General features: G+C 66.2%; 15 protein-coding genes. 9 read left to right on the forward strand and 6 right to left on the reverse strand.

Annotated elements, in window-relative coordinates:
- The first annotated feature begins 77 nt into the window (after positions 1-77).
- From A6A40_RS29345 to A6A40_RS29380, 8 genes are all read left to right on the forward strand, one after another.
- Positions 78-752: an energy-coupling factor ABC transporter ATP-binding protein gene (locus tag A6A40_RS29345; protein WP_108549535.1), complete on the forward strand. Its 675-nt coding sequence runs from the start codon at positions 78-80 to the stop codon at positions 750-752.
- Positions 752-1,399 (forward strand): energy-coupling factor transporter transmembrane component T family protein, encoded by a 648-nt coding sequence (locus A6A40_RS29350; RefSeq protein WP_108549343.1) that lies wholly within the window; start codon positions 752-754, stop codon positions 1,397-1,399. Before A6A40_RS29345 ends, A6A40_RS29350 begins: the two co-directional genes overlap by 1 nt.
- Before the next feature lie 30 nt (positions 1,400-1,429).
- Positions 1,430-1,975 carry a biotin transporter BioY gene (locus A6A40_RS29355; RefSeq protein ID WP_167562562.1) on the forward strand — a complete coding sequence of 182 codons (546 nt, stop codon included), beginning with the start codon at positions 1,430-1,432 and terminating at the stop codon, positions 1,973-1,975.
- 25 nt (positions 1,976-2,000) lie between these two features.
- Positions 2,001-3,467 (forward strand): class I adenylate-forming enzyme family protein, encoded by a 1,467-nt coding sequence (locus tag A6A40_RS29360; RefSeq protein ID WP_108549345.1) that lies wholly within the window; start codon positions 2,001-2,003, stop codon positions 3,465-3,467.
- Positions 3,464-4,633, forward strand: a complete 1,170-nt coding sequence (locus A6A40_RS29365) for a thiolase family protein (protein ID WP_108549346.1) — start codon at positions 3,464-3,466, stop codon at positions 4,631-4,633. Before A6A40_RS29360 ends, A6A40_RS29365 begins: the two co-directional genes overlap by 4 nt.
- The gene (locus A6A40_RS29370; RefSeq protein WP_108549347.1) at positions 4,634-5,869 is read left to right on the forward strand and encodes an MFS transporter; all 1,236 of its coding nucleotides are present in this window, start codon (positions 4,634-4,636) and stop codon (positions 5,867-5,869) included.
- A gap of 156 nt (positions 5,870-6,025) precedes the next feature.
- Entirely contained in the window at positions 6,026-7,201 is a 1,176-nt protein-coding gene (locus A6A40_RS29375; protein ID WP_108549348.1) for a calcium-binding protein, read from the forward strand.
- Between the two features lie 159 nt (positions 7,202-7,360).
- A complete protein-coding gene (locus A6A40_RS29380; RefSeq protein ID WP_108549349.1) occupies positions 7,361-8,971 on the forward strand; it encodes a hypothetical protein in 1,611 nt (536 codons plus the stop codon).
- Between the two features lie 4 nt (positions 8,972-8,975).
- Here A6A40_RS29380 and purT read toward each other — a convergent pair whose 3' ends face one another.
- Positions 8,976-10,142 carry a formate-dependent phosphoribosylglycinamide formyltransferase gene (purT, locus tag A6A40_RS29385; protein ID WP_108549350.1) on the reverse strand — a complete coding sequence of 389 codons (1,167 nt, stop codon included), beginning with the start codon at positions 10,140-10,142 and terminating at the stop codon, positions 8,976-8,978.
- Between the two features lie 254 nt (positions 10,143-10,396).
- On the opposite strand from purT, the gene A6A40_RS29390 reads away from it, so the two are divergent.
- A complete protein-coding gene (locus A6A40_RS29390) occupies positions 10,397-10,765 on the forward strand; it encodes a hypothetical protein (RefSeq protein ID WP_236784141.1) in 369 nt (122 codons plus the stop codon).
- 7 nt (positions 10,766-10,772) lie between these two features.
- Here the strand turns inward: A6A40_RS29390 and A6A40_RS29395 are convergent, their stop codons facing one another.
- From A6A40_RS29395 to A6A40_RS29415, 5 genes are all read right to left on the reverse strand, one after another.
- Positions 10,773-11,048 (reverse strand): DUF5985 family protein, encoded by a 276-nt coding sequence (locus tag A6A40_RS29395; protein ID WP_108549352.1) that lies wholly within the window; start codon positions 11,046-11,048, stop codon positions 10,773-10,775.
- Positions 11,048-11,317 (reverse strand): DUF5985 family protein, encoded by a 270-nt coding sequence (locus A6A40_RS29400; protein ID WP_174718561.1) that lies wholly within the window; start codon positions 11,315-11,317, stop codon positions 11,048-11,050. The genes A6A40_RS29395 and A6A40_RS29400 overlap by 1 nt, the downstream gene beginning before the upstream one ends.
- Before the next feature lie 93 nt (positions 11,318-11,410).
- Positions 11,411-11,785 carry a hypothetical protein gene (locus A6A40_RS29405; RefSeq protein WP_108549537.1) on the reverse strand — a complete coding sequence of 125 codons (375 nt, stop codon included), beginning with the start codon at positions 11,783-11,785 and terminating at the stop codon, positions 11,411-11,413.
- 66 nt (positions 11,786-11,851) lie between these two features.
- Positions 11,852-14,188 carry a response regulator gene (locus tag A6A40_RS29410; RefSeq protein ID WP_108549353.1) on the reverse strand — a complete coding sequence of 779 codons (2,337 nt, stop codon included), beginning with the start codon at positions 14,186-14,188 and terminating at the stop codon, positions 11,852-11,854.
- Positions 14,185-20,052, reverse strand: a complete 5,868-nt coding sequence (locus A6A40_RS29415; RefSeq protein ID WP_108549538.1) for a HAMP domain-containing protein — start codon at positions 20,050-20,052, stop codon at positions 14,185-14,187. The genes A6A40_RS29410 and A6A40_RS29415 overlap by 4 nt, the downstream gene beginning before the upstream one ends.
- Between the last annotated feature and the right edge of the window lie 38 nt (positions 20,053-20,090).

The following is a 20,090-nucleotide window of genomic DNA, read 5'->3' on the forward strand; positions in this document are numbered from 1 at the left end:
GGCACCCCGCAAACAAACCCGCTAAGAACCTTTCGCACATGCAACAGAACTGCAACGCGAAAGCCCTGCGCCCGTCGATGATCGAACTCCGGTCCGTCAGCCACGCCTATGGCGACCGTCCCGTCCTGCACGACCTGTCGCTGCGGCTGACAGAGCGGCGCATCGCCATTCTCGGCGGAAACGGGTCGGGGAAGAGCACGCTGGCGCGGCTGTTGAACGGGTTGATCCTGCCGACCGCCGGCAGCGTTACGGTGGATGGGCTGGACACGCGGACCGATGGCCGCGCAGTGCGCCAGCGGGTCGGCTTCGTCTTCCAGAATCCCGACACCCAGATCGTCTACCCGACGGTCGAGGAGGACATCGCCTTCGGGCTGAAAGCGCGCAAGCTGCCGAAGGACGAAATCGTCCGCCGCGTTGCCGGAGCGCTGGAGCGCTACGGCCTCGACCGCTACCGGCACCAGCCGGCCCACCAGATGAGCGGCGGCGAGAAACAGCTGCTGGCCATCGCCGGGGTGCTGGTGCTGGAGCCGGCCTATGTCGTCTTCGACGAGCCGACGACGCTGCTCGACCTTCGCAACCGCCGCAAGGTGATCGAGTTGCTGCGCGGACTGCCGCAATCGGTGATTGTCGTCACCCACGACCTGGACATGGTGAAGGACTTCGACCGGGCGCTGGTGCTGGAGGATGGCCGTATCGTCGCCGACGGCCCGCCGGCCGAAACCGTGCCGGCCTATATCGAGCGGCTCGGCTGATGCTGGGGCTCTACCTGCATCGGGAGTCGGTCATCCACCGCCTGCCGGCGGGGGCGAAGCTGGGCGGTCTGTTGCTGGTGACCGCCGTCGTGCTGACATTGCCCGGTGCCTGGGGGGCAGCGGCCGCCGGACTGACCGGAGCCGCGGTTCTTGCCGCGGCGAGGCTTCCGGCTGGCCGGGTCCTGGCTGATCTGCGGGCGCCGGTGGTCATGCTGACCCTGCTGTTCGGCGTTCAGGCCCTTCTGGCTGGCGGCGGTTGGGAGGAGACGGCGGTCGCCATCGCCCGCTTCGCCGCCCTGATCCTGCTGGCGACCCTGGTCACGCTGACAACCCGCGTCACGGACATGGTCGATCTGTTCGAGCGTCTGTTCGGCCTGCTGCGCCCGGTCGGGGTCAACCCGGCCAAATTGGCGCTGATGCTGGCGCTGACCATCCGCTTCATCCCCCTGCTGGGCGAGCAGGTGCGCGAGGTGCGGATGGCACAGCGCGCCCGCGGCGTCGAGCGCAACATAGCCGCCCTGTTCGTTCCGCTGCTGGTCAAGATCCTCACCATGGCCGATGATCTGACCGCCGCTTTGGAAGCACGCGGCTACGATCCGGCGGACTCCGGTTCACAAGCCACGACGAACACCAGCACCCAACGATAACGCCACCAGCCGAAGGAAGCGTCTGCAATGCTGTCCACCCGCGACCTCGTCCTCTGCGCCCTGTTCGCCGCTCTGCTGGGCGGCCTCGGCATGGCGCCGCCGATCCCGCTCGGCTTCCTGCCGGTGCCGGTCACCGCCCAGACGCTGGGCGTCATGCTGGCCGGCACCATCCTGGGCGCCAAGCGCGGCGGCATCGCCGCCCTGCTGTTCGTGCTGCTGGTGGCCGCAGGTCTGCCGCTGTTGGCGGGCGGGCGCGGAGGCATCGGCGTGCTGCTGGGGCCGACCGGCGGCTTCGTGCTGTCCTGGCCTGTCGCCGCCTTCGTCACCGGCTGGCTGGCGGAGCGCTTCGCCACCAACGCCAATCCGATCCGGCTGTTCGCCGTCAGCGTCCTCGGCGGGATCCTGGTCGTCTATGCCGGCGGCATTCCCTGGCTGTGGCTGGTCGCCGGGCTGCCGATCGAGAAGGCAGTCTTCGGCTCTCTGGCCTTCGTGCCGGGCGATCTGATCAAGGCTGGTATCGCCGCCGTCGCCGCGGCCGGCGTCCGCCGTGCCGGTATCCTGCCGATCCATGCCTGAGAGAATGGCTCCTGATCGACCGTCCTTGAGCGTCGGTTATCGTGGGGCGGACAACCTCGCCCGCCCCTTCGCGCTGGCGGCCCGGCTCACCCCCGACCATCCTGCCCTGCTGTTGGACGGCGTGGCCGTGTCCTACGCCTCCCTGCTCGATCAGGTGCGGCGGACCGGCGCCGGTGTGTCCGTCCTGCGCCGGGACGGAGAGCCGCCGCGCGTGGCGCTCAGCCTCGGCAACCGGGCGGAACTGCCGGCGCTGTTCCTCGGCATCGTCGCGGCCGGCGGCATCGTCGGGCTGTTCGACCCGAAATGGAGCACGGCGCAGATCACCGCCGCGCTCGACACCTTCCGTCCCGACCTGCACCTGACAACGGAGACGGCCGCCGCCTGGATGGCCGCACAGCCGGCGGGCTGGTCCATTCCGGCGGTCGACCCGAAGACTCCCTTCCTGGTCGGCTTCACCTCCGGCACAACCGGGCGACCCAAGGCCTTCATCCGCAACCAGGGCTCCTGGCTGGCGACGCTGGAGGCGAGCCGTGTGGAGTTCGGCATCGGACAGGACGATGTCGTGCTGGTGCCGGGGCCGCTGGTCCATGGCCTGGGGCTCTACGGCGCGGTGGAAGGGCTGTCCGCCGGCGCCACGATCCGGGTGCAGCCGAAATTCGACGCCGCCGACGCGGCCAGACAGTTGGTGGAGTCCGGTGTCACCACGCTGGTGCTGGTGCCGACGATGCTGGTCGGCATCCTCGATGCGGCGGCACGCGACGGCCGCCGCTTCCCCGCCCTGCGCCGGGTGGTCTGCTCCGGCGCCAAGCTGGCGCCCGCGGTGCATGAGCGGCTGGCCGCATTCTGCCCCGATGCGGCGGTGCTGGAGTATTACGGTGCGTCGGAGTTGAGCTTCGTCAGTCTGCGTTCTTCGCTGGAAGGCGCCCCCGCGGACAGTGTCGGCCGCCCCTTCCATGGGGTGGAACTGTGCCTGCGCGACGACGACGGCACCCCGGTCGAGCGCGGCCGGCCCGGCACCGTCTGGGTGCGCAGCGCGATGCTGAGCGACGGCTATCTCGGTCCCACCGACGACGCCGGCTACCGCGAGCGGGATGGCTGGGGCACGGTGGGCGATTACGGCTGGATCGACAAGGACGGGTGGCTGCGGCTGGCCGGACGGGCCGGCGACATGGTCATCACCGGGGGGCTGAACGTCTATCCGGCAGAGGTCGAAGCAGCGTTGCGCGCCCATCCTGCGGTGGCGGAGGCGGTGGTGTTCGGCCTTTCCGATCCCTATTGGGGCGACACCCTGTCCGCGGTGATCTGGTGGCGCGGAGCCGGGCGCGCTTCACTGGCGGAGCTTCGCGGCTGGTGCCAGGAGCGGCTGGAGGCCTACAAGGCGCCGCGGCGTGTCTTCGCGGCCGCCGATATGCCCCTGACCGGCAGCGGCAAGATCGCCCGCGGCGATGTGCGTGAGCGGGCGAAGGGCGGTGGCTTGGAGGTGGTGGAGTGAACAACCGTCCCATCATCGTCGCCGCGCGCCGGACTCCGGTCGGCCGCATCGGCGGCGCCCTGCGTGAGTTTGCGGTCGAGGACCTCGCCGCACCGGTCATCCGGGCGGTTCTGGCCGATGCCGGCATCGATCCGACCGAGGTGGATGAGGTGCTGCTGGGCAACGCGGTCGGACCCGGCGGCAATGTCGCGCGGCTGGCGGCGCTGGCGGCCGGGCTGCCGGTGTCCGTGCCGGGCGTCACGGTGGACCGGCAGTGCGGGTCCGGGCTGGAGGCGGTCAACCTCGCCGCCCGGCTGGTGCAGTCCGGCGCCTGCGACGTCGTGCTGGCCGGCGGGGTGGAAAGCACCAGCACGGCCCCCTGGCGCGTCGCCAAGCCGTCCAGCCTCTACCGCAGCCCGGCCTTCTACGACCGCGCCCGCTTCGCCCCCGACGAGATCGGCGACCCGTCGATGATCGAGGCGGCGGAGAATGTCGCCCTGGCATACGGGATCGACCGGGCCCGGCAGGACCGCTACGCCCTGGACAGCCACCGCAAGGCGGTCGCCGCCCAGGCCGCCGGACGGTTCGACCGCGAGATCGTGCCGCTCACCCTGCGCGACGGCCGCCTCATCGTCCGCGACGAGTGCCCGCGCGCGGATACCAGCCTCGAAAAGCTGGCGGCACTGCGCCCCATCCTGCGGCCGGACGGCACCGTGACCGCCGGCAACGCCTGTCCGGTCAACGACGGCGCCGCCGTGGTGGCGGTGGTGTCGGAGCGGAAGTTCCGCGAACTCGGCCTGACCCATGGGCTGGCGGTGGTGGACAGCACAGCGTCCGGCGTGGATCCGAACCTGCTCGGCACCGGCCCGATTCCGGCGGTGAACAGGCTGCTGGCCCGCAACCCCGGCCTGTCGGTTGCCGACGTCGACCTGATCGAATTCAACGAGGCCTTCGCCTCCCAGGTGCTGGCCAGTCTCGACGCGTTGGGCATCGATCCGTCCCGTGTGTCGGTCGGCGGCGGCGCGCTGGCGCTCGGCCATCCCTTTGGCGCGTCGGGTGCCATCCTGGTGACGCGGCTCTTCACCGAGTTGCTGTTCCCTGCGGTGGGCATGTCGCCCCGTCGGGGGCTCGCCACGCTCGGCATCGGCGGCGGGCTGGGGCTCGCCACACTTCTGGAGCCAGTCTGAATGACCAGCGTGCCTGCGGCCGGAGACAGCTTCCGGTCCGCCTTCCGCCACCGCGCCTTCGCTCTGTTCTGGTGCGCGCGGGTCTGTTCGATGCTGGCGATCCAGATGCAGGTGGTTGCTGTCGGCTGGCAGGTCTATGCCATGACCGACAACCCGCTCGACCTCGGTCTGGTCGGGCTGTTCCAGTTCCTGCCCACCCTGGCGCTGGTCCTGGTGGCCGGCCATGTGGTCGACAACAACGACCGCAAGACGGTGCTGTTCGGCGCCCTGTCCGTCGAAATGGCGGCGGTCGCCGCCCTCTTCCTCCTGACCATGGCGGGCGCACTGTCCCCCCACGCGATCTTCGCCGTTGTGGCGCTGATCGGCCTCGCCAAATCCTTCGAAGGACCGGCCAACCAGGCGATCCTGTCGGCGACAGTACCGCTGGAGGATCTGCCGAACGCCGTGGCCTGGCAGTCGTCGGGGGTGCAGGTGGCGCAGATCTCCGGCCCGGCGCTTGGCGGGCTGCTCTACATTGCTGGGCCGGCGGCGGTCTATGGCGTCAGCACGGCGATGCTGGTGCTGTCGGTCCTGCTGATCGCCGCCTGCCGGCCGCGCCCGGTCACCATGACCAGGCGCGCCATGAGCCTGTCGAGCATGCTGGCCGGCGCCGCCTTCATCCGCAGCCGGCCGGAGATCCTGGGCGCCATCTCGCTCGACCTGTTCGCCGTGCTGCTGGGCGGGGCGACGGCGCTGCTGCCGATCTATGCGCGCGATGTGCTGTTCGTCGGGCCCTGGGGGCTGGGCCTGCTGCGTTCCGCCCCGGCGCTGGGGGCGCTCGCCATGGCGATGGTCATCACCCGCTGGGGCGTGAAGCGCCATGCCGGGCGCTGGATGCTGATCGCGGTGGCGGGGTTCGGTGCCGCCACCATCGCCTTCGGCCTGTCGACCGATCCGGTGCTGTCCTTCATCGCCCTGCTGGCGGTCGGCGCCACCGATCAGGTCAGCATGTTCGTCCGCCAGACGCTGATCCAGCTCTCCACCCCCGACGAGATGCGCGGCCGGGTCGGCGCCGTCACCTCGCTGTTCATCGGCGCGTCCAATCAACTTGGCGAATTCGAATCCGGCAGCGTCGCGGCGATGATCGGTGCGGTGCCGACAGTGGTGCTGGGCGGTGTAGGCGCGATCGGGTTGGCCGGGCTGTGGGCGGCGATGTTCCCGGCATTGCGGCGGGTGGACCGGCTGCTGGGGCGGTAGAGGCGTCCAAATACACGGACTGACATATAGGTTTTCCACCTGGACATTCTCAGATTGCATCGGTAAAGGTTTTATATGATTTCTGCGGACAACATCCTCTCGACACCCGAATCGGAGGAGATGGAATCCGTCCGCTGACCCGGATAGGATCACAGAATGACCGTTGTTTCTGCAAATATTGCAATCAATTTGGCGGGATACGGCGATACAACGGGCATTGTATTTGACAATTACTACCTCACATCTCAAGGTCCGAGTCATATTTCGTTCCGGTACACGTCAAACAACGTTCCAGTCTTGGATGCCAGTATAACCGGATGGTTCAGCATTTCAGATTACGGGGCTTCCGGAACGATATCATCACTGACGGCGTCTTTGCCGGGTGGCAGGATGCTGCTGTCCTTCACCGACATGGATCTGAGATTCTACAGCATTTACAGCCTCGCCAGTTCTCTCAATCAGCAAACAATTCTATCTGGCAACGACCAGATTTTCGGTTCTTCTTTCGACGACACTCTCTATGGCTATAGCGGCAACGATTATATCGGTGGCGGGAACGGGAACGACCTGATCAGTGGCGGCTATGGGACGGACACGCTGGACGGTGGCGACAATACGGATACCGTAATCAGCAACCAATATTACGCAGCGGGCAAACTGATCGCCTATGGCGAGCGGGCAGCAGTTCTTGATCGGACCTACGGCTCCGATATTCTGAGCAATGTCGAATATGTCCGCTTTTATGACAGGACGGTTGCCGCATCCAGCGCCGGCAGCTTCGATGCCCTGAGCTATCTTGCCGCCAATCGGGATCTTGCCGCCGCCTTCGGCATCAATGGTGCGGCGGCATTTTCACATTACGTGCAATTCGGTTATTCCGAGAACCGCTCGACGAGTTTCAATGCTGCGGCATATCTCGCTGCCAATCGGGACCTCGCCGCCGCCTTCGGCACCGATACCGGGGCGGCAATGACCCATTACATAACGCACGGCCGGCTAGAGAACCGCATCACAACGTTCAACTCTATGTCGTACCTCGCGGCCAATCCCGACCTGATCCGGGCATTCGGGGCCGATACGACAGCTGCCGCCATGCATTACGCCCGCAATGGCCGGTTGGAAGGGCGGTCGACCAGCTTCAACGCCGCCGCCTATCTGGCGCGGAATCCGGATGTTCAGCGCGCGCTGGGGAGCAGTGAGCTGGCGGCTGCCACCCATTATGTGACCTTCGGCTTGCGCGAAGGCCGCGCGACCGCTCCGCTAACCACCACCGGCCGGGCAGCGGGATTGAGCGAAGACACCACCGCTGCCATGATCGCGATGACGTCCTGATGGGAAATGTGTGGAAAGGACATCAACTCAGCGAGCCGCGCAAACAATAATCTTTAAAAATGCCCACGGGAAAGCTGATTTATCAAATTCTCTCTTACTCGCTTACGAGGCTTCTGAATTAGAAATGGCTGAGAATCTTCAGTTTTATGAGATCGTGCGATGATGCATAACAAACAAGCAATCAATGGTTTCGTGACGCGAATGTTACTGATCGCGGTCGCCCTGATTGGCGTCGCGCAACTGACTTTCCTGCCGCCATGGGAAGGGTTCGACGAATACGCGCATTGGTCATCGATCCAGCAAATTGCGGAGACCGGTTCGATTCCTCTTTATGGCCGGGATCATGTTTCGGCGGATGTGGATGCCTATCCCGGACCGATGCCCTATACAACCACTCCGCCTTTCGACAACACCGGACGACCAACCTACAGATCCTATCGTGAGATGGATCGCACGAGCATTGCGGAGACTACAGAACGCTCATTTCGTCAGGGGCGGGAGCTGAATTGGCAAGCTCAGCATCCACCGCTTTACTACGGAATCCTGGCTCCTGTTTATTTGTTGAGCAAAAGCACTGACTGGGTGACGCATCTTTTTATTCTACGCCTTACCTCCTGGATCTTGGCATTCGCCGGACTGGCCATCGGCGTTCTGGCAACGCAACGTCATCTGCCGGAGAAGGCCACAATCGCCGCCCCGTTCATGGCAGCCTATCCGTTTCTGGTGCCGCAATTTTTTCCGGAAATGGCACGGTTGGGCAATGACAGCCTTTGCCTCCTGCTGATGGGAACGATCTGGGCTTTGCTTCTGCAATCGCTTTCGCCGCGACGGCACAGATGGTCCATGCCGCTGCTGGGTCTTGCCTTGGCGGCCGGGCTGCTGACGAAAGCGTTCTTCGTCCCGATTTCCTTCGGCGTTCTGGCGTTTCTCGCCGTTCGATGGCTGCACGAACGGCGACCCGAGCATTTGCGGGATCTTGTGTCGTGCGCCACCGTCGCCGGATTCATCGGAGCCGCATGGTATCTGCGTAACCTGCTGCTGTTCGATAATCTTCTGGGCACCAACGACTTCATCCGCCTTGCCCATGGAATCGGATTGAAAGCCGGACTTGAGCAGAACTTCTCCATCTTCGCATTCGTGCGTGGCCTTGCCGCTATTTTCGGCAGCTACATCTGGGCCGGAACATGGTCCTTGGCGCAGCCGCCCGAGTATCTGTTGCTTGCCACCGCAACCCTGGTTGTTCTGACGGTCGGTCGCTGGATCGCCGCCTTGCGTCCCAGCCGCTTCGCCAAGGCCCCTGCCTGTTTCCTGCCCCTCTTCATCGTCGGCCCGGTGATCGGCGGGTTGGGCTATCACCTACTGACGGTGATTGCCGAAACCGGCCGCGGAGCGGGTACGCCCGGCTGGTACCTGCATATCTTGGCGGCCCCCATCTCCTTTGCGATGGCCACCGGTTGGAGCCTCCTCCCCTGGCGAGCAGGGTTGCGCGCGCTCGCTTGCGCTTCGGTCATGCTCGGCGTGCTGGGATGGGGGCTGCAACTGTCCCTGTTCAGCGGTTGTGCCACCAAGTCGGGGTCGAACAAATACTACGACTGGACGGGAGCTTCCTGCCTGGTGGATTGGTCGCAGCTCGACGCGTTGGGCCTTCCTGCAACCGGGTTCGTCTGCCTCTGCCTTGGTGCTGCCGCCGCGGTCGGCGCCTTGATCGCTTGGTTCAGGCCCGACGCCATGCGGACATCGGGCCTGAAAGCGCGGCTTCCTCATAATTAGCCGGTCAATACCGGATCGTCACCTTGTCCGCCGCCTGCCTGGCCCGCGCCCGCGCGTCATCGGTATCGGTGCCGGTGGCGAGCGCCACGCCCATGCGGCGGTTCTTGCGGGTGGTCGGCTTGCCGAACAGGCGGACGTCGACCTCCTGCTCCGCACTGCCCAGGCTCAGCGCATCGGCCAGCCCCTCAATGCGGAAGCTCTCCGCCTCGCGGTCGGCCAGGATGACGGCGGAGGCCGACGGAGCATGGCAGACGATGTTGGGGATCGGCAGGCCCAGGATTGCGCGGGCGTGCAGTTCGAACTCCGACAGATTCTGCGACAGCAGCGTGACCATGCCGGTGTCGTGCGGACGCGGCGACAGTTCGGAGAAGACGACCTCGTCGGCCGTCACGAAGAACTCGACGCCGAAGATGCCGTAGCCGCCGAGATTGTCGACGACGCGGGCAGCCATCGCCTTGGCGTCGTCCAGCATCGCCTGCGGCATGGCGACCGGCTGCCAGGATTCCTGGTAGTCGCCGCGCTCCTGACGGTGGCCGATCGGCTCGCAATAGAGGATGCCGTCGCGGGTGCGGACGGTCAGCAGCGTGATCTCGTAGTCGAAGGCGACGAACTCCTCGACGATCACCTTGCGGCGGTCGCCGCGCATGTTCGCCACCGCATAGTCCCAGGCGGCTTCAAGCCCGGCGGCATCCTGCACCGTGCTCTGCCCCTTGCCCGACGACGACATCACCGGCTTGACGACGCAGGGGAAGCCGGTGTGCTCCGCTCCGGCACGGACCTCGTCCAGGCTTTCGGCATAGCGGTAGCGCGAGGTGCGCAGGCCCAGTTCCGTCGCGGCGACCTCGCGGATGCGGTCGCGGTTCATCGTCATGGTGGCGGCGCGGGCCGACGGCACGACAATGGTGCCGGTATCCTCGAACTCGTGCAGCACCTCGGTGCGGATCGCCTCCACTTCCGGCACGATAAAGTCCGGACGATGCTTGGCGATGGCGGCGCGCAGGGCGTCGGCATCGAGCATGGAGAACACCTCCGCCCGGTCGGCGACCTGCATCGCCGGGGCGTTGGCGTAGCTGTCGCAGGCGATGACCTCGCAGCCCAGCCGCTTGGCGGCGATGACGAATTCCTTGCCCAGCTCACCGGAGCCGAGCAGCAGGATCCTGGCGGTGTACATCCACGCACTCCCGATATTGGCGACAGCTGGCCGAACCATAGGGCTTCCCGCCGGTCGGGCCAAGTCCCGCCGTAAGCCTCCCGTATGCATCTGGAAAGCGGGAATGCTGCGGTCTAAATATTTCTAAACAGAAATCATAATGGTAACGGATGAAAAACTCCACTCATGTGTTCATGCGTAAATGAAGCTCTTTGGTCCCGGAGGCGGCGATGGATACAGCGGCACGGCACAGGTTTTTCGGCGGCAGGACGGTGATGGCCGCTTGCCTGGCTGCCTCGCTGGCCCTGCCCGGCTGTGCCGGCAACGGCAACGACGATATGGCGGGCGCCCTGCTGATCGGAGCGGCGGTGGTCGGGCTGGGCGTGCTGGCCGCAACCGCCGGCAATGACGACGATGATGACTCCAGCCGCAACCGGCACCAACGCCATCGTGGCGGGTACGACAACAGCGGATATTACGGGAACGGCTATAGCAACGGCTATCGCACTGGCCGGGGCGGCTACAGCCCCTATGCCGGCAACGGCCAGTGCGACGATGCCCGCTACCGCACCTCCAACGGCGGGCATGCCGAATCCGGGACCGACGAATGGGATTGCCGCCGCTTCGGCGACGGCCGGAAGTAAACCGCGATCAACGCCGCCGCCCTTCCAGGTTCTTGCGAACAATGGCGGCGATGATCAGCAGAAAGGCCAGCAGGCGCAGCAGATAGACCCAGCTCTGCTCCTCCCGCTCCAGACCGCCGAGCACCAGCACGGTCTGGTTCAGCGCCAGCAGGGCGAAGGCCAGCGCGAAGGAGACGAACAGCGCGTCCCGCGTGCGCTTCCAGAAGCTGAGGAAGAACAGCCCGGCCACCGCATAGAGGGCCGCGAGCGCCCCGGTGAAGAAGCTGTAGCTCGTCGACAGCATCACTCGGCATCCCAGATGAAGCCGAAGAGCAGCACGCCCACGCCGGCCATGGCGGAGACCTGGCGGACCGGCAGCAGATCGACCTGGGTCGGCAGGACGACGACGTCGATGAACAGCAGCAGGTTGTTGATCGCCAGCCCGACGAAGCAGAGCGTGCTCCACAGCAGAAGCCGGCTGCGCGACCGCAGGTAGCTGCGCAGCAGCAGGACCATGCACATCAGGCTGGCGGCGAAGCACAGCAGATAGACCGCCGATTTCACGACGTCCATGTCAGCGCCCCCACCCGGCTCTCCCGGTTAAAGGAGAGGGGGATCGGTCCACGATGTCGGATTGGAAAGCGGCGATCATGTCATTCACCGGCGTCAGTCGTTGAGGCGGAAGCGGAAGGAATCGGCGAAGATCTGCACCTTGTTGCCGGGGGCGGCGAAGATCTCCCGGATGATGGCGGAGGGGCGGGTGGCATAGGCCTGCGCGATCTCCTCGACCCATTTGTCGAGGATGGGTGCGGCGGGATGGTAGCGATGGCAACCATCCGCCGGCGCCACCACCAGCCCGGCGCCGAGAAAGCCGCCAAGCGCCTCCTGCACCACCAGTTCGCTGCCTCGCAACTCCCGCACGAGGTCGGCGTTCGACCAGTCGCGGCCGGGATCCCGGCGCAGCAGAAGCAGAAGTTCGAGCGCCCAGACCGAACGGATCGAGCGTCGAAGCAGGGAAAGCGCATCGTCGGACAAAAGCATGAACCAGAACCTGACCTGATGTGCACAACCGGCGGCGTGGGACGGCGCCGCCATCGTCCCCACTCGTCAGCCCCGGACGGCCTCCGCCGGTGCGAGGGGGGACTGCAGATCCAGCGCGCGGCGGAGTGCGCGGGCGAGATCGCCACCGCGATATGGCTTGGCCAGTGTCTCCGCCCGGCTCAAGACGGCCCCAAGCACGGCACCGGGATCCGTGCCGTCGTCCGCGGGAAGGGCGGCGCCGGCCTGGTGCTCCGGCGCACTGGTTCCGTTGGCATAGCCCGAGGCGAACAGGACCCGCAGCGCAGGGTGGCGGCGCAGCCCCTCACGGGCCAGTTCGCGCCCGTTCAAGCCGCCCGGCATCACGATATCGGTGAACAGGAGATCGACCGGCTGCCGATCCAGCAGGGTCAGCGCCGCTTCCGCCCCATCGGCCTCCAGCACGCGGTAACCCAGCCCACCCACGGCCTGGACGGCAACGGCACGCACGTCGGCGTCGTCATCGACCACCAGCACCGTCTCGCCGCGGCCGGCGAATGCCTCGGCCGCGCCATCCTCGTCCGAGGCCGTGCCGTTGATCACGTCGACGGCGGCTCGCGGCAGGTAGAGACGGAAGGTGGTGCCGACACCCGGACTGCTGTCGATGCCGATCAGCCCGCCCGACTGCTTGACGAAGCCATGGATCATGGCAAGGCCGAGACCGGTGCCCTTCCCTGCCTCCTTGGTGGTGAAGAAGGGCTCGAAGGCGCGCTCCAGCACCTCCTGCGCCATGCCGCATCCGCTGTCGGACACCGACAGGAGAATGTAGTCGCCCGCCGGGACGGACATGCCATGGGCGGACTGGGTTTCCTCGAACCGGGTGTTCTCGGTGCGGATGCGCAGGGTGCCGCCGCCCGGCATGGCGTCGCGCGCGTTGATGACGAGGTTCAGCAGAGCCGATTCCGCCTGCGACCGGTCGACCGAGGCGGTCCACAGCGGCCCCGCATCGGCCGAAGGCGCCTCGATGGCGATGGCGACGCCGCCGCCCAGCGTGCGCTCCATCAACTCGCCCATGCCGGCGACCAGCGCGCCGAGATCGACCGGCTCCGGGTGAAGCTGCTGGCGCCGTGCGAAGGTCAGCAGGCGCCGCGTCATGTCGGAACAGCGCAGCGCCGCCTGCAGCGCCATCTCCGCCCGCTTCGCCGCCTTCGGATCGTCGGCAAGGCCGGGGACCAGCCGTTCGAGGCTGCCGATCACCACCATCAGCATGTTGTTGAAGTCATGGGCGATGCCGCCTGTCAGCTGGCCCACCAGCTCCATCTTCTGGGCGTGGGCGAGCTGACGCTGGGCCTGGCGCGTCTCGGTCACGTCCAGGATGGTGCCGAACAGCTCGGCCGGCCGGCCGTCCTCGTCGCACACCACCACCGCCTGGTCCAGCAGATGGCGCTCGCTGCCGTCGGGACAGCGCCAGCGGTATTCGACCGTCGTCAGCCCGGTGTCGTGAACCGACTCCAACTGGCGCAGCACGCGGTTGCGATCGTCAGGGTGAATCCCCGCCTCCCAATTGCCGGGATCCTCGATGAAGCGGGCGGGCGGGCAGCCCAGCACCGACTGCACCGTGTCGGACAGGTAGCGGAAGGGAATGCCCGACGTCAGATCGGCAGTGTAGAGCACGATGGGCAGCTGCCCCAGGATCAGCGCCTGCCGCTCCTCCGACCGGCGCAGCGCCTGTTCGGCCTGCCGCATCTCGCGCCGCACCCGCTCGTTCTCGTCCAGGAGGCGTTGCTTGGCCTCGACCTCGCGCTTCACCGCCTCGGTCTTGCGGTAGAGGTCGACGAAGACCGCCACCTTGCATTTCAGGATGTGCGGATCGACCGGCTTGAACATGTAATCCACGGCGCCGCTGGCATAGCCGCGAAAGATGTGCGTTTCGTCCTTGTTGATGGCGGTCAGGAAGATGATGGGAATGTGGCGCGACTTCTCGCGCAGGCGGATCAGTTCGGCCGTCTCGTAGCCGTCCATTCCCGGCATGTGGACGTCGAGCAGGATCAGCGCGAAATCCTGGCGCAGCAGGTGCTTCAGCGCCTCTTCCCCCGACCTCGCCAGGACGAGCTGCGCCCCCATGTCCTCCAGCGTCTCACGCACGGCGAACAGGTTCCGCGGGTCGTCATCGACGATCAGGATCGCCACGTCCGACGTGTCGGGCTGCGGAGGAGAGTCGGTGGTCATGCTTTCCCATCCCGCGGGGGCACCGGCCGCCGGTGCGGGCGTGACGGCCGGTGCCGGAGTCAGAACCGGCGCGGGTGCCGGCAGCGCCACATCCGGCGGCAGAAGCGTCTGGCGGACCGCCGATACAGGGAAGGCAGGCGGCGGCACGAACATCCTGCGCCGCGCGACCCGCGCCGGGCGGAGCTTGCGCCGGGTCATGCCGGAACCCCGCCGCGCGTCTGCGGCCTGCCGCCCTTGGCGGTCCAGATCCGCAGCAGGGACAGCAGATGGTCGATGTCCACCGGCTTGGCGATATAGTCGGTCGCCCCGGCTTCGATGCACTTGTCGCGGTCGCCCTTCATCGCCTTGGCGGTGACGGCGATCATCGGCAGGCTGCGGAACTCGTCGAGGCTGCGGATCTTGCGCATGGTCTCGTAGCCGTCCATCTCCGGCATCATGATGTCGACCAGCACCACGTCGACACCGGGGTCGGCGCGCAGGCGCTCGATCCCCTCGCGGCCGCTTTCGGCATGCAGGACCTCGATCCTGTGGGCCTCCATCACGCTGGCGAGCGAGAAGATGTTGCGGATGTCGTCGTCGATCACCAGCACCCGCTTGCCAGCCAACGAGGGATCGTTCCGGCGCAACTCCAGGATGCTGCGCCGCTTGTCCTCCGGCAGCTTGTCGACGGCGCGGTGCAGGAACAGCGCGGTCTCGTCGAGCAGGCCGGCGGGCGACCGGGCGCTCTTCAGCACCACGGTCTCGGCAAGCCGGCGCAGCCGCGCCTCGTCCTCCGCCGTGATGCCGGGGGCGACATAGACCACAACCGGCATCCAGGCGAGCGTGTCGCGGGTGCGCAACCACTCCACCAGTTCGAAATCGGCGGCGGAGGGGCCGGGCAGTGCCGGGCTGGACAGGTCCAGCACCATGCAGTCGAAGCGGTCGGCCGACAGCGCCGCCATCGCCGCTTCGACCGAGGTGACGGTGTGGGTTTCCACATCGCCGTTGCCGATCAAGGTGGCGACGGCACCCGGCCGGGGGTTGTCCTTTTCCACCACCAGCAGCTTGCGGTGATCGCGTTCCTTGAAGCTCTTCACCCGGTTCAGGGCATCGAAGATCGCCTCGCGTTCCACCGGCTTTTCCGAATAGTCGAAGGCGCCCATCGACAGGCCGCGCCGCCGCTCGTCCTTGGCGGAGATGACATGGACCGGGATGTGGCGGGTCTGCGGATCGCGTTTCAGCAGGTCAAGCAGCGCCCAGCCGTCCATGTCCGGCAACCCGATGTCGAGGAGAATGGCGTCCGGCCGGTATTTTCGCGCCAACGGCAGCGCCGCCGCCCCGCCGTTGGACAGAACGGTGCGGAAGCCCTTTTCGCGCGCCAGATCGAGCAGGATCGAGGCGAAGGTGGCGTCGTCCTCCACGATCAGCACCACCGGCTCGCCGGGGCCCAGGCGGTCGCGGTCGTCGCCGGCCGGCATGTCGAGCAGGGCGAGCCCGTCCTGCGGGCCGGACGCCACCACAGGGCGTATCAGCGCCTCCGACCGCTTGGGCAGCAGACCGGCGGGAGCCGGCACCGTGCTGACCGCGGCGACCGGCGGAATGGCGGTCTCCTCTGCGGCGTCGTGGCTGCGCGGGACGTAGAGCGTGAAGGCGCTGCCCTGACCGGGCTTGCTGATCACCCGGATCTCGCCGCCCAGCAGGCGGGCGATCTCGCGGCTGATCGACAGGCCGAGGCCGGTGCCGCCATATTTGCGGCTGGTGGTGCCGTCGGCCTGCTGGAATGCCTCGAAGATGATGCGCTGCTTGTCCTCGGGAATGCCGATACCGGTGTCGATGACGGTGAAGGCCAGCACCGACGACGCCGTGTTCAGCGTCGGGTGCGCGGCGCTCCAGCCCTCCGTCGCCGGAGAGATGCGGAAGGTGATGCCGCCTGCATCCGTGAACTTGAAGGCGTTGGACAGCAGGTTGTTCAGAACCTGGGCCAACCGCTTCTCGTCGGTCTGGACGCTTGCCGGCAGCGCCTCGTCCATCTCGATGGTGAAGGCCAGCGTCTTTTCCTGCGCCAGTTGCGAGAAGGTGCGCTCGACATGGTTGCGCAGGTCGCCCAGCACGACCTCGCCGATTTCCAGCGTGACGGTGCCGGATTCGATCTTCGACAGGTCGAGGATGTCGTTGATCAGGCCCAGCAGGTCGGAGCCGGCGGAATGGATGGTGCGGGCGAATTCCACCTGACGGTCGGACAGGTTGGTGTCGGGGTTGTCGGCCAGCAGCTTCGACAGGATCAGCAGGCTGTTCAGCGGCGTGCGCAGCTCGTGGCTCATGTTGGCCAGGAACTGCGATTTGTATTTGGAGGTCAGGGAAAGCTGTTCCGCCTTTTCCTCCAGCGCCGCCTTGGCAAGAACGACCTCGCGGTTCTTGCGCTCGACCTCGATGTTCTGCTTCTCCAGCTGCTCGGCCTTCTCCTCCAGCGCCTCGTTGGTGGTGGTCAGTTTTTCCTGCTGGGCCTTCAGCAGCTCTTCCGACTTGCGCAGCGAGGCGGCCTGCTGTTCCAGCCGCTCGTTGGTGGTCTTCAGCTCCTCCTGCTGGCTCTGCAGTTCGGTGGTCAGACGCTGCGACTGCTTCAGCAGCCCCTCGGTACGCATCGTGGCGGCGATCGTGTTCAGCACGATGCCGATGCTCTCGGTCAGCTGCTCCAGGAAGCTCTGGTGCGTCTCGCTGAAGCGGCCGAAGCTGGCGAGCTCGATCACCGCCTTGACGTCGTCCTCGAACAGCACCGGCAGGACGATGATGTTCAAGGGCGGCGCCTCGCCCAGGCCGGAACTGATGGAGACGTAATCGCGCGGCACGTTGGTCAGCAGGATGCGCTTCTTCTCGTAGGCGCACTGCCCGACCAGACCTTCCTTCAGGTGGAAGCGGTTGGACAGGTTCTTGCGTTCCTTCAGCGCGTAGGAGGCGACCAGTTCCAGCAGCGGCTCGTCGCGGTCGCGGGTGGCGACATAGAAGACGCCGTGCTGCGCGTTCACCAGCGGCGCGATCTCCGACAGGATCATGTTGGAGACGGTGACCAGATCGCGCTCACCCTGCAGCATGCGGGTGAATTTGGCGAGGTTGGTCTTGAGCCAATCCTGCTCCGCATTCTTCAGCGTGGTGTCGCGAAGATTGCGGATCATCTCGTTGATGTTGTCCTTCAGCGCCGCGACCTCGCCCATCGCCTCCACGGTGATGGAGCGGGTCAGGTCGCCCTTGGTCACCGCGGTCGCGACCTCGGCGATGGCGCGCACCTGGGTGGTCAGGTTCGCGGCCAGCTGGTTCACGTTTTCGGTCAGGTCCTTCCACAGGCCGGCGGCGCCGGGCACGCGGGCCTGACCGCCCAGCTTGCCTTCGATGCCCACCTCGCGCGCCACGTTGGTGACCTGATCGGCGAAGGTCGCCAGCGTGTCGATCATGCCGTTGATGGTGTTGGCCAGCGCCGCGATCTCGCCCTTGGCGTCCACCGCCAGCTTGCGCTTCAGGTCGCCGTCGGCGACCGCGGTGACGACGCTGGCGATGCCGCGCACCTGACCCGTGAGGTTGGCCGCCATCATGTTCACATTGTCGGTCAGATCCTTCCAGGTGCCGCCGACGCCCTCGACCTTCGCCTGACCGCCCAGCTTGCCTTCGGAACCCACCTCGCGCGCCACGCGCGTCACTTCCGAAGCGAAGCTGTTCAGCTGGTCCACCATCGTGTTGATGGTGGATTTCAACTCGAAGATTTCGCCCTTCACGTCGACGGTGATCTTCTTCGACAAATCGCCCTTGGCGACCGCGGTGGTGACTTCGGCGATGTTGCGCACCTGCCCGGTCAGGTTCGCCGCCATCATGTTCACGTTGTCGGTCAGATCCTTCCAGGTACCGGCAACGCCCTTCACCTGCGCCTGACCGCCCAGCTTGCCCTCGATGCCCACCTCGCGCGCCACGCGGGCGACTTCGGAGGCGAAGCTGTTCAGCTGGTCCACCATGGTGTTGATGGTGGATTTCAGTTCCAGGATCTCGCCCTTCACGTCGACGGTGATCTTCTTCGACAGATCGCCGTTGGCGACCGCCGTCGTCACCTCCGCGATGTTGCGGACCTGACCGGTCAGATTGGTCGCCATCGCGTTCACATTGTCGGTCAGATCCTTCCAGGTGCCGCCGACGCCCTTCACCTGCGCCTGACCGCCGAGCTTGCCTTCCGACCCCACCTCACGCGCCACGCGCGTCACCTCGGATGCGAAGCTGTTCAGCTGGTCCACCATGGTGTTGATGGTGGACTTCAGTTCCAGGATCTCGCCCTTCACATCGACGGTGATCTTCTTCGACAGATCGCCGTTGGCGACCGCCGTCGTCACCTCCGCGATGTTGCGGACCTGACCGGTCAGGTTGGTCGCCATCGCGTTCACGCTGTCGGTCAGATCCTTCCAGGTGCCGCCGACGCCCCTCACCTGCGCCTGACCGCCGAGCTTGCCCTCGGAGCCCACCTCGCGCGCCACGCGCGTCACCTCCGAAGCGAAGCTGTTCAGCTGGTCCACCATGGTGTTGATGGTGTTCTTCAGCTCAAGGATCTCGCCCTTCACCGGCACGGTGATCTTCTTGGACAGGTCGCCATTCGCGACCGCGGTGGTCACGTCGGCGATGTTTCGCACCTGCCCCGTCAGGTTGGCCGCCATCAAATTCACGCTGTCGGTCAAATCCTTCCAGGTGCCGCCGACGCCCTCCACCTTCGCCTGACCGCCGAGCTTGCCTTCGGAACCCACTTCGCGCGCCACGCGCGTCACTTCCGAAGCGAAGCTGTTCAGCTGGTCCACCATGGTGTTGATGGTGGATTTCAGCTCCAGGATCTCACCCTTCACATCGACGGTGATCTTCTTCGACAGGTCGCCCGTCGCGACGGCGGTGGTCACGTCGGCGATGTTTCGCACCTGTCCCGTCAGGTTGGCCGCCATCATGTTCACGCTGTCGGTCAGGTCCTTCCAGGTGCCGCCGACGCCCTTCACCTGGGCTTGGCCGCCCAGCTTGCCTTCGGAGCCCACCTCTCTGGCGACGCGCGTCACTTCCGAGGCGAAGCTGTTCAGCTGGTCCACCATCGTGTTGATGGTGGATTTGAGTTCGAGAATCTCGCCCTTCACGTCGACGGTGATCTTCTTCGACAGGTCGCCCTTCGCGACCGCCGTCGTCACTTCGGCGATGTTGCGGACCTGTCCGGTCAGGTTGGCCGCCATCATGTTCACGTTGTCGGTCAGATCCTTCCAGGTGCCGCCGACACCCTCGACCTTGGCCTGACCGCCCAGCTTGCCTTCGGAGCCCACCTCCCGCGCCACGCGCGTCACCTCCGAGGCGAAGCTGTTCAACTGGTCCACCATCGTGTTGATGGTGGATTTCAGTTCCAGGATCTCGCCCTTCACGTCGACGGTGATCTTCTTGGACAAATCGCCCTTGGCGACCGCCGTCGTCACCTCCGCGATGTTGCGCACCTGGCCGGTCAGGTTGACGGCCATCACGTTGACGTTCTCCGTCAGGTCCTTCCAGGTGCCGGCGACGCCCTTCACCTGTGCCTGTCCCCCCAGCTTGCCCTCGATGCCGACTTCGCGCGCAACGCGCGTCAGCTCGGTGGTGACGGTGACGAGCTGGTCCACCATGGTGTTGACGTTGCGGGCGGTGCGCAGGAACTCGCCCTGGAGCGGCCGTCCCTCGATCTCGAGCGCCATGGTCTTGGACAGGTCGCCTTTGGCGACGGCACCGATCACGCGCGCGATCTCCGTCGTCGGCTGGATCATGTCGCCGACCAGCGCGTTGATGCTGTCGATGCAGGTTTCCCACCCGCCGGACGCATTGTTCAGCTTGGCGCGCTGGCTGATGCGGCCTTCCTTGCCGATGGCGACGCTGAGCCGGCTGACCTCCCTGGTCAGGTTCTGGTTCAGGTCCACAACATCGTTGAAGGCGGCGGCGATCTCGCCGTCCATACCCGTCAGGTCGAGCGGCAGCCGTACGGAGAAATCGCCCTTGCGCAGCTGCCGCAAGGCCATGAGCAGAACCTTCGGATCCAACGCGTCCGCCGTTTCCACCATCGCCGTCATGCCGTTCCCCTTGCCCACGCGCCGGCCCA

Source organism: Azospirillum humicireducens (genome assembly GCF_001639105.2).
Lineage (GTDB): Bacteria > Pseudomonadota > Alphaproteobacteria > Azospirillales > Azospirillaceae > Azospirillum > Azospirillum humicireducens.

Excerpts from the sequence above, each read along its gene's own strand:
- A6A40_RS29400 (WP_174718561.1), bottom strand. The coding sequence starts at position 11,317 with ATGGACGTCGTGAAATCGGCGGTCTATCTGCTGTGCTTCGCCGCCAGC.
- A6A40_RS29405 (WP_108549537.1), bottom strand. The coding sequence starts at position 11,785 with ATGCTTTTGTCCGACGATGCGCTTTCCCTGCTTCGACGCTCGATCCGT.
- A6A40_RS29415 (WP_108549538.1), bottom strand. The coding sequence starts at position 20,052 with ATGGTGGAAACGGCGGACGCGTTGGATCCGAAGGTTCTGCTCATGGCC.
- A6A40_RS29395 (WP_108549352.1), bottom strand. The coding sequence starts at position 11,048 with ATGCTGTCGACGAGCTACAGCTTCTTCACCGGGGCGCTCGCGGCCCTC.
- A6A40_RS29390 (WP_236784141.1), top strand. The coding sequence starts at position 10,397 with ATGGCCGCTTGCCTGGCTGCCTCGCTGGCCCTGCCCGGCTGTGCCGGC.
- A6A40_RS29345 (WP_108549535.1), top strand. The coding sequence starts at position 78 with ATGATCGAACTCCGGTCCGTCAGCCACGCCTATGGCGACCGTCCCGTC.
- A6A40_RS29375 (WP_108549348.1), top strand. The coding sequence starts at position 6,026 with ATGACCGTTGTTTCTGCAAATATTGCAATCAATTTGGCGGGATACGGC.
- A6A40_RS29410 (WP_108549353.1), bottom strand. The coding sequence starts at position 14,188 with ATGACCCGGCGCAAGCTCCGCCCGGCGCGGGTCGCGCGGCGCAGGATG.
- purT (WP_108549350.1), bottom strand. The coding sequence starts at position 10,142 with ATGTACACCGCCAGGATCCTGCTGCTCGGCTCCGGTGAGCTGGGCAAG.
- A6A40_RS29350 (WP_108549343.1), top strand. The coding sequence starts at position 752 with ATGCTGGGGCTCTACCTGCATCGGGAGTCGGTCATCCACCGCCTGCCG.
- A6A40_RS29370 (WP_108549347.1), top strand. The coding sequence starts at position 4,634 with ATGACCAGCGTGCCTGCGGCCGGAGACAGCTTCCGGTCCGCCTTCCGC.
- A6A40_RS29380 (WP_108549349.1), top strand. The coding sequence starts at position 7,361 with ATGATGCATAACAAACAAGCAATCAATGGTTTCGTGACGCGAATGTTA.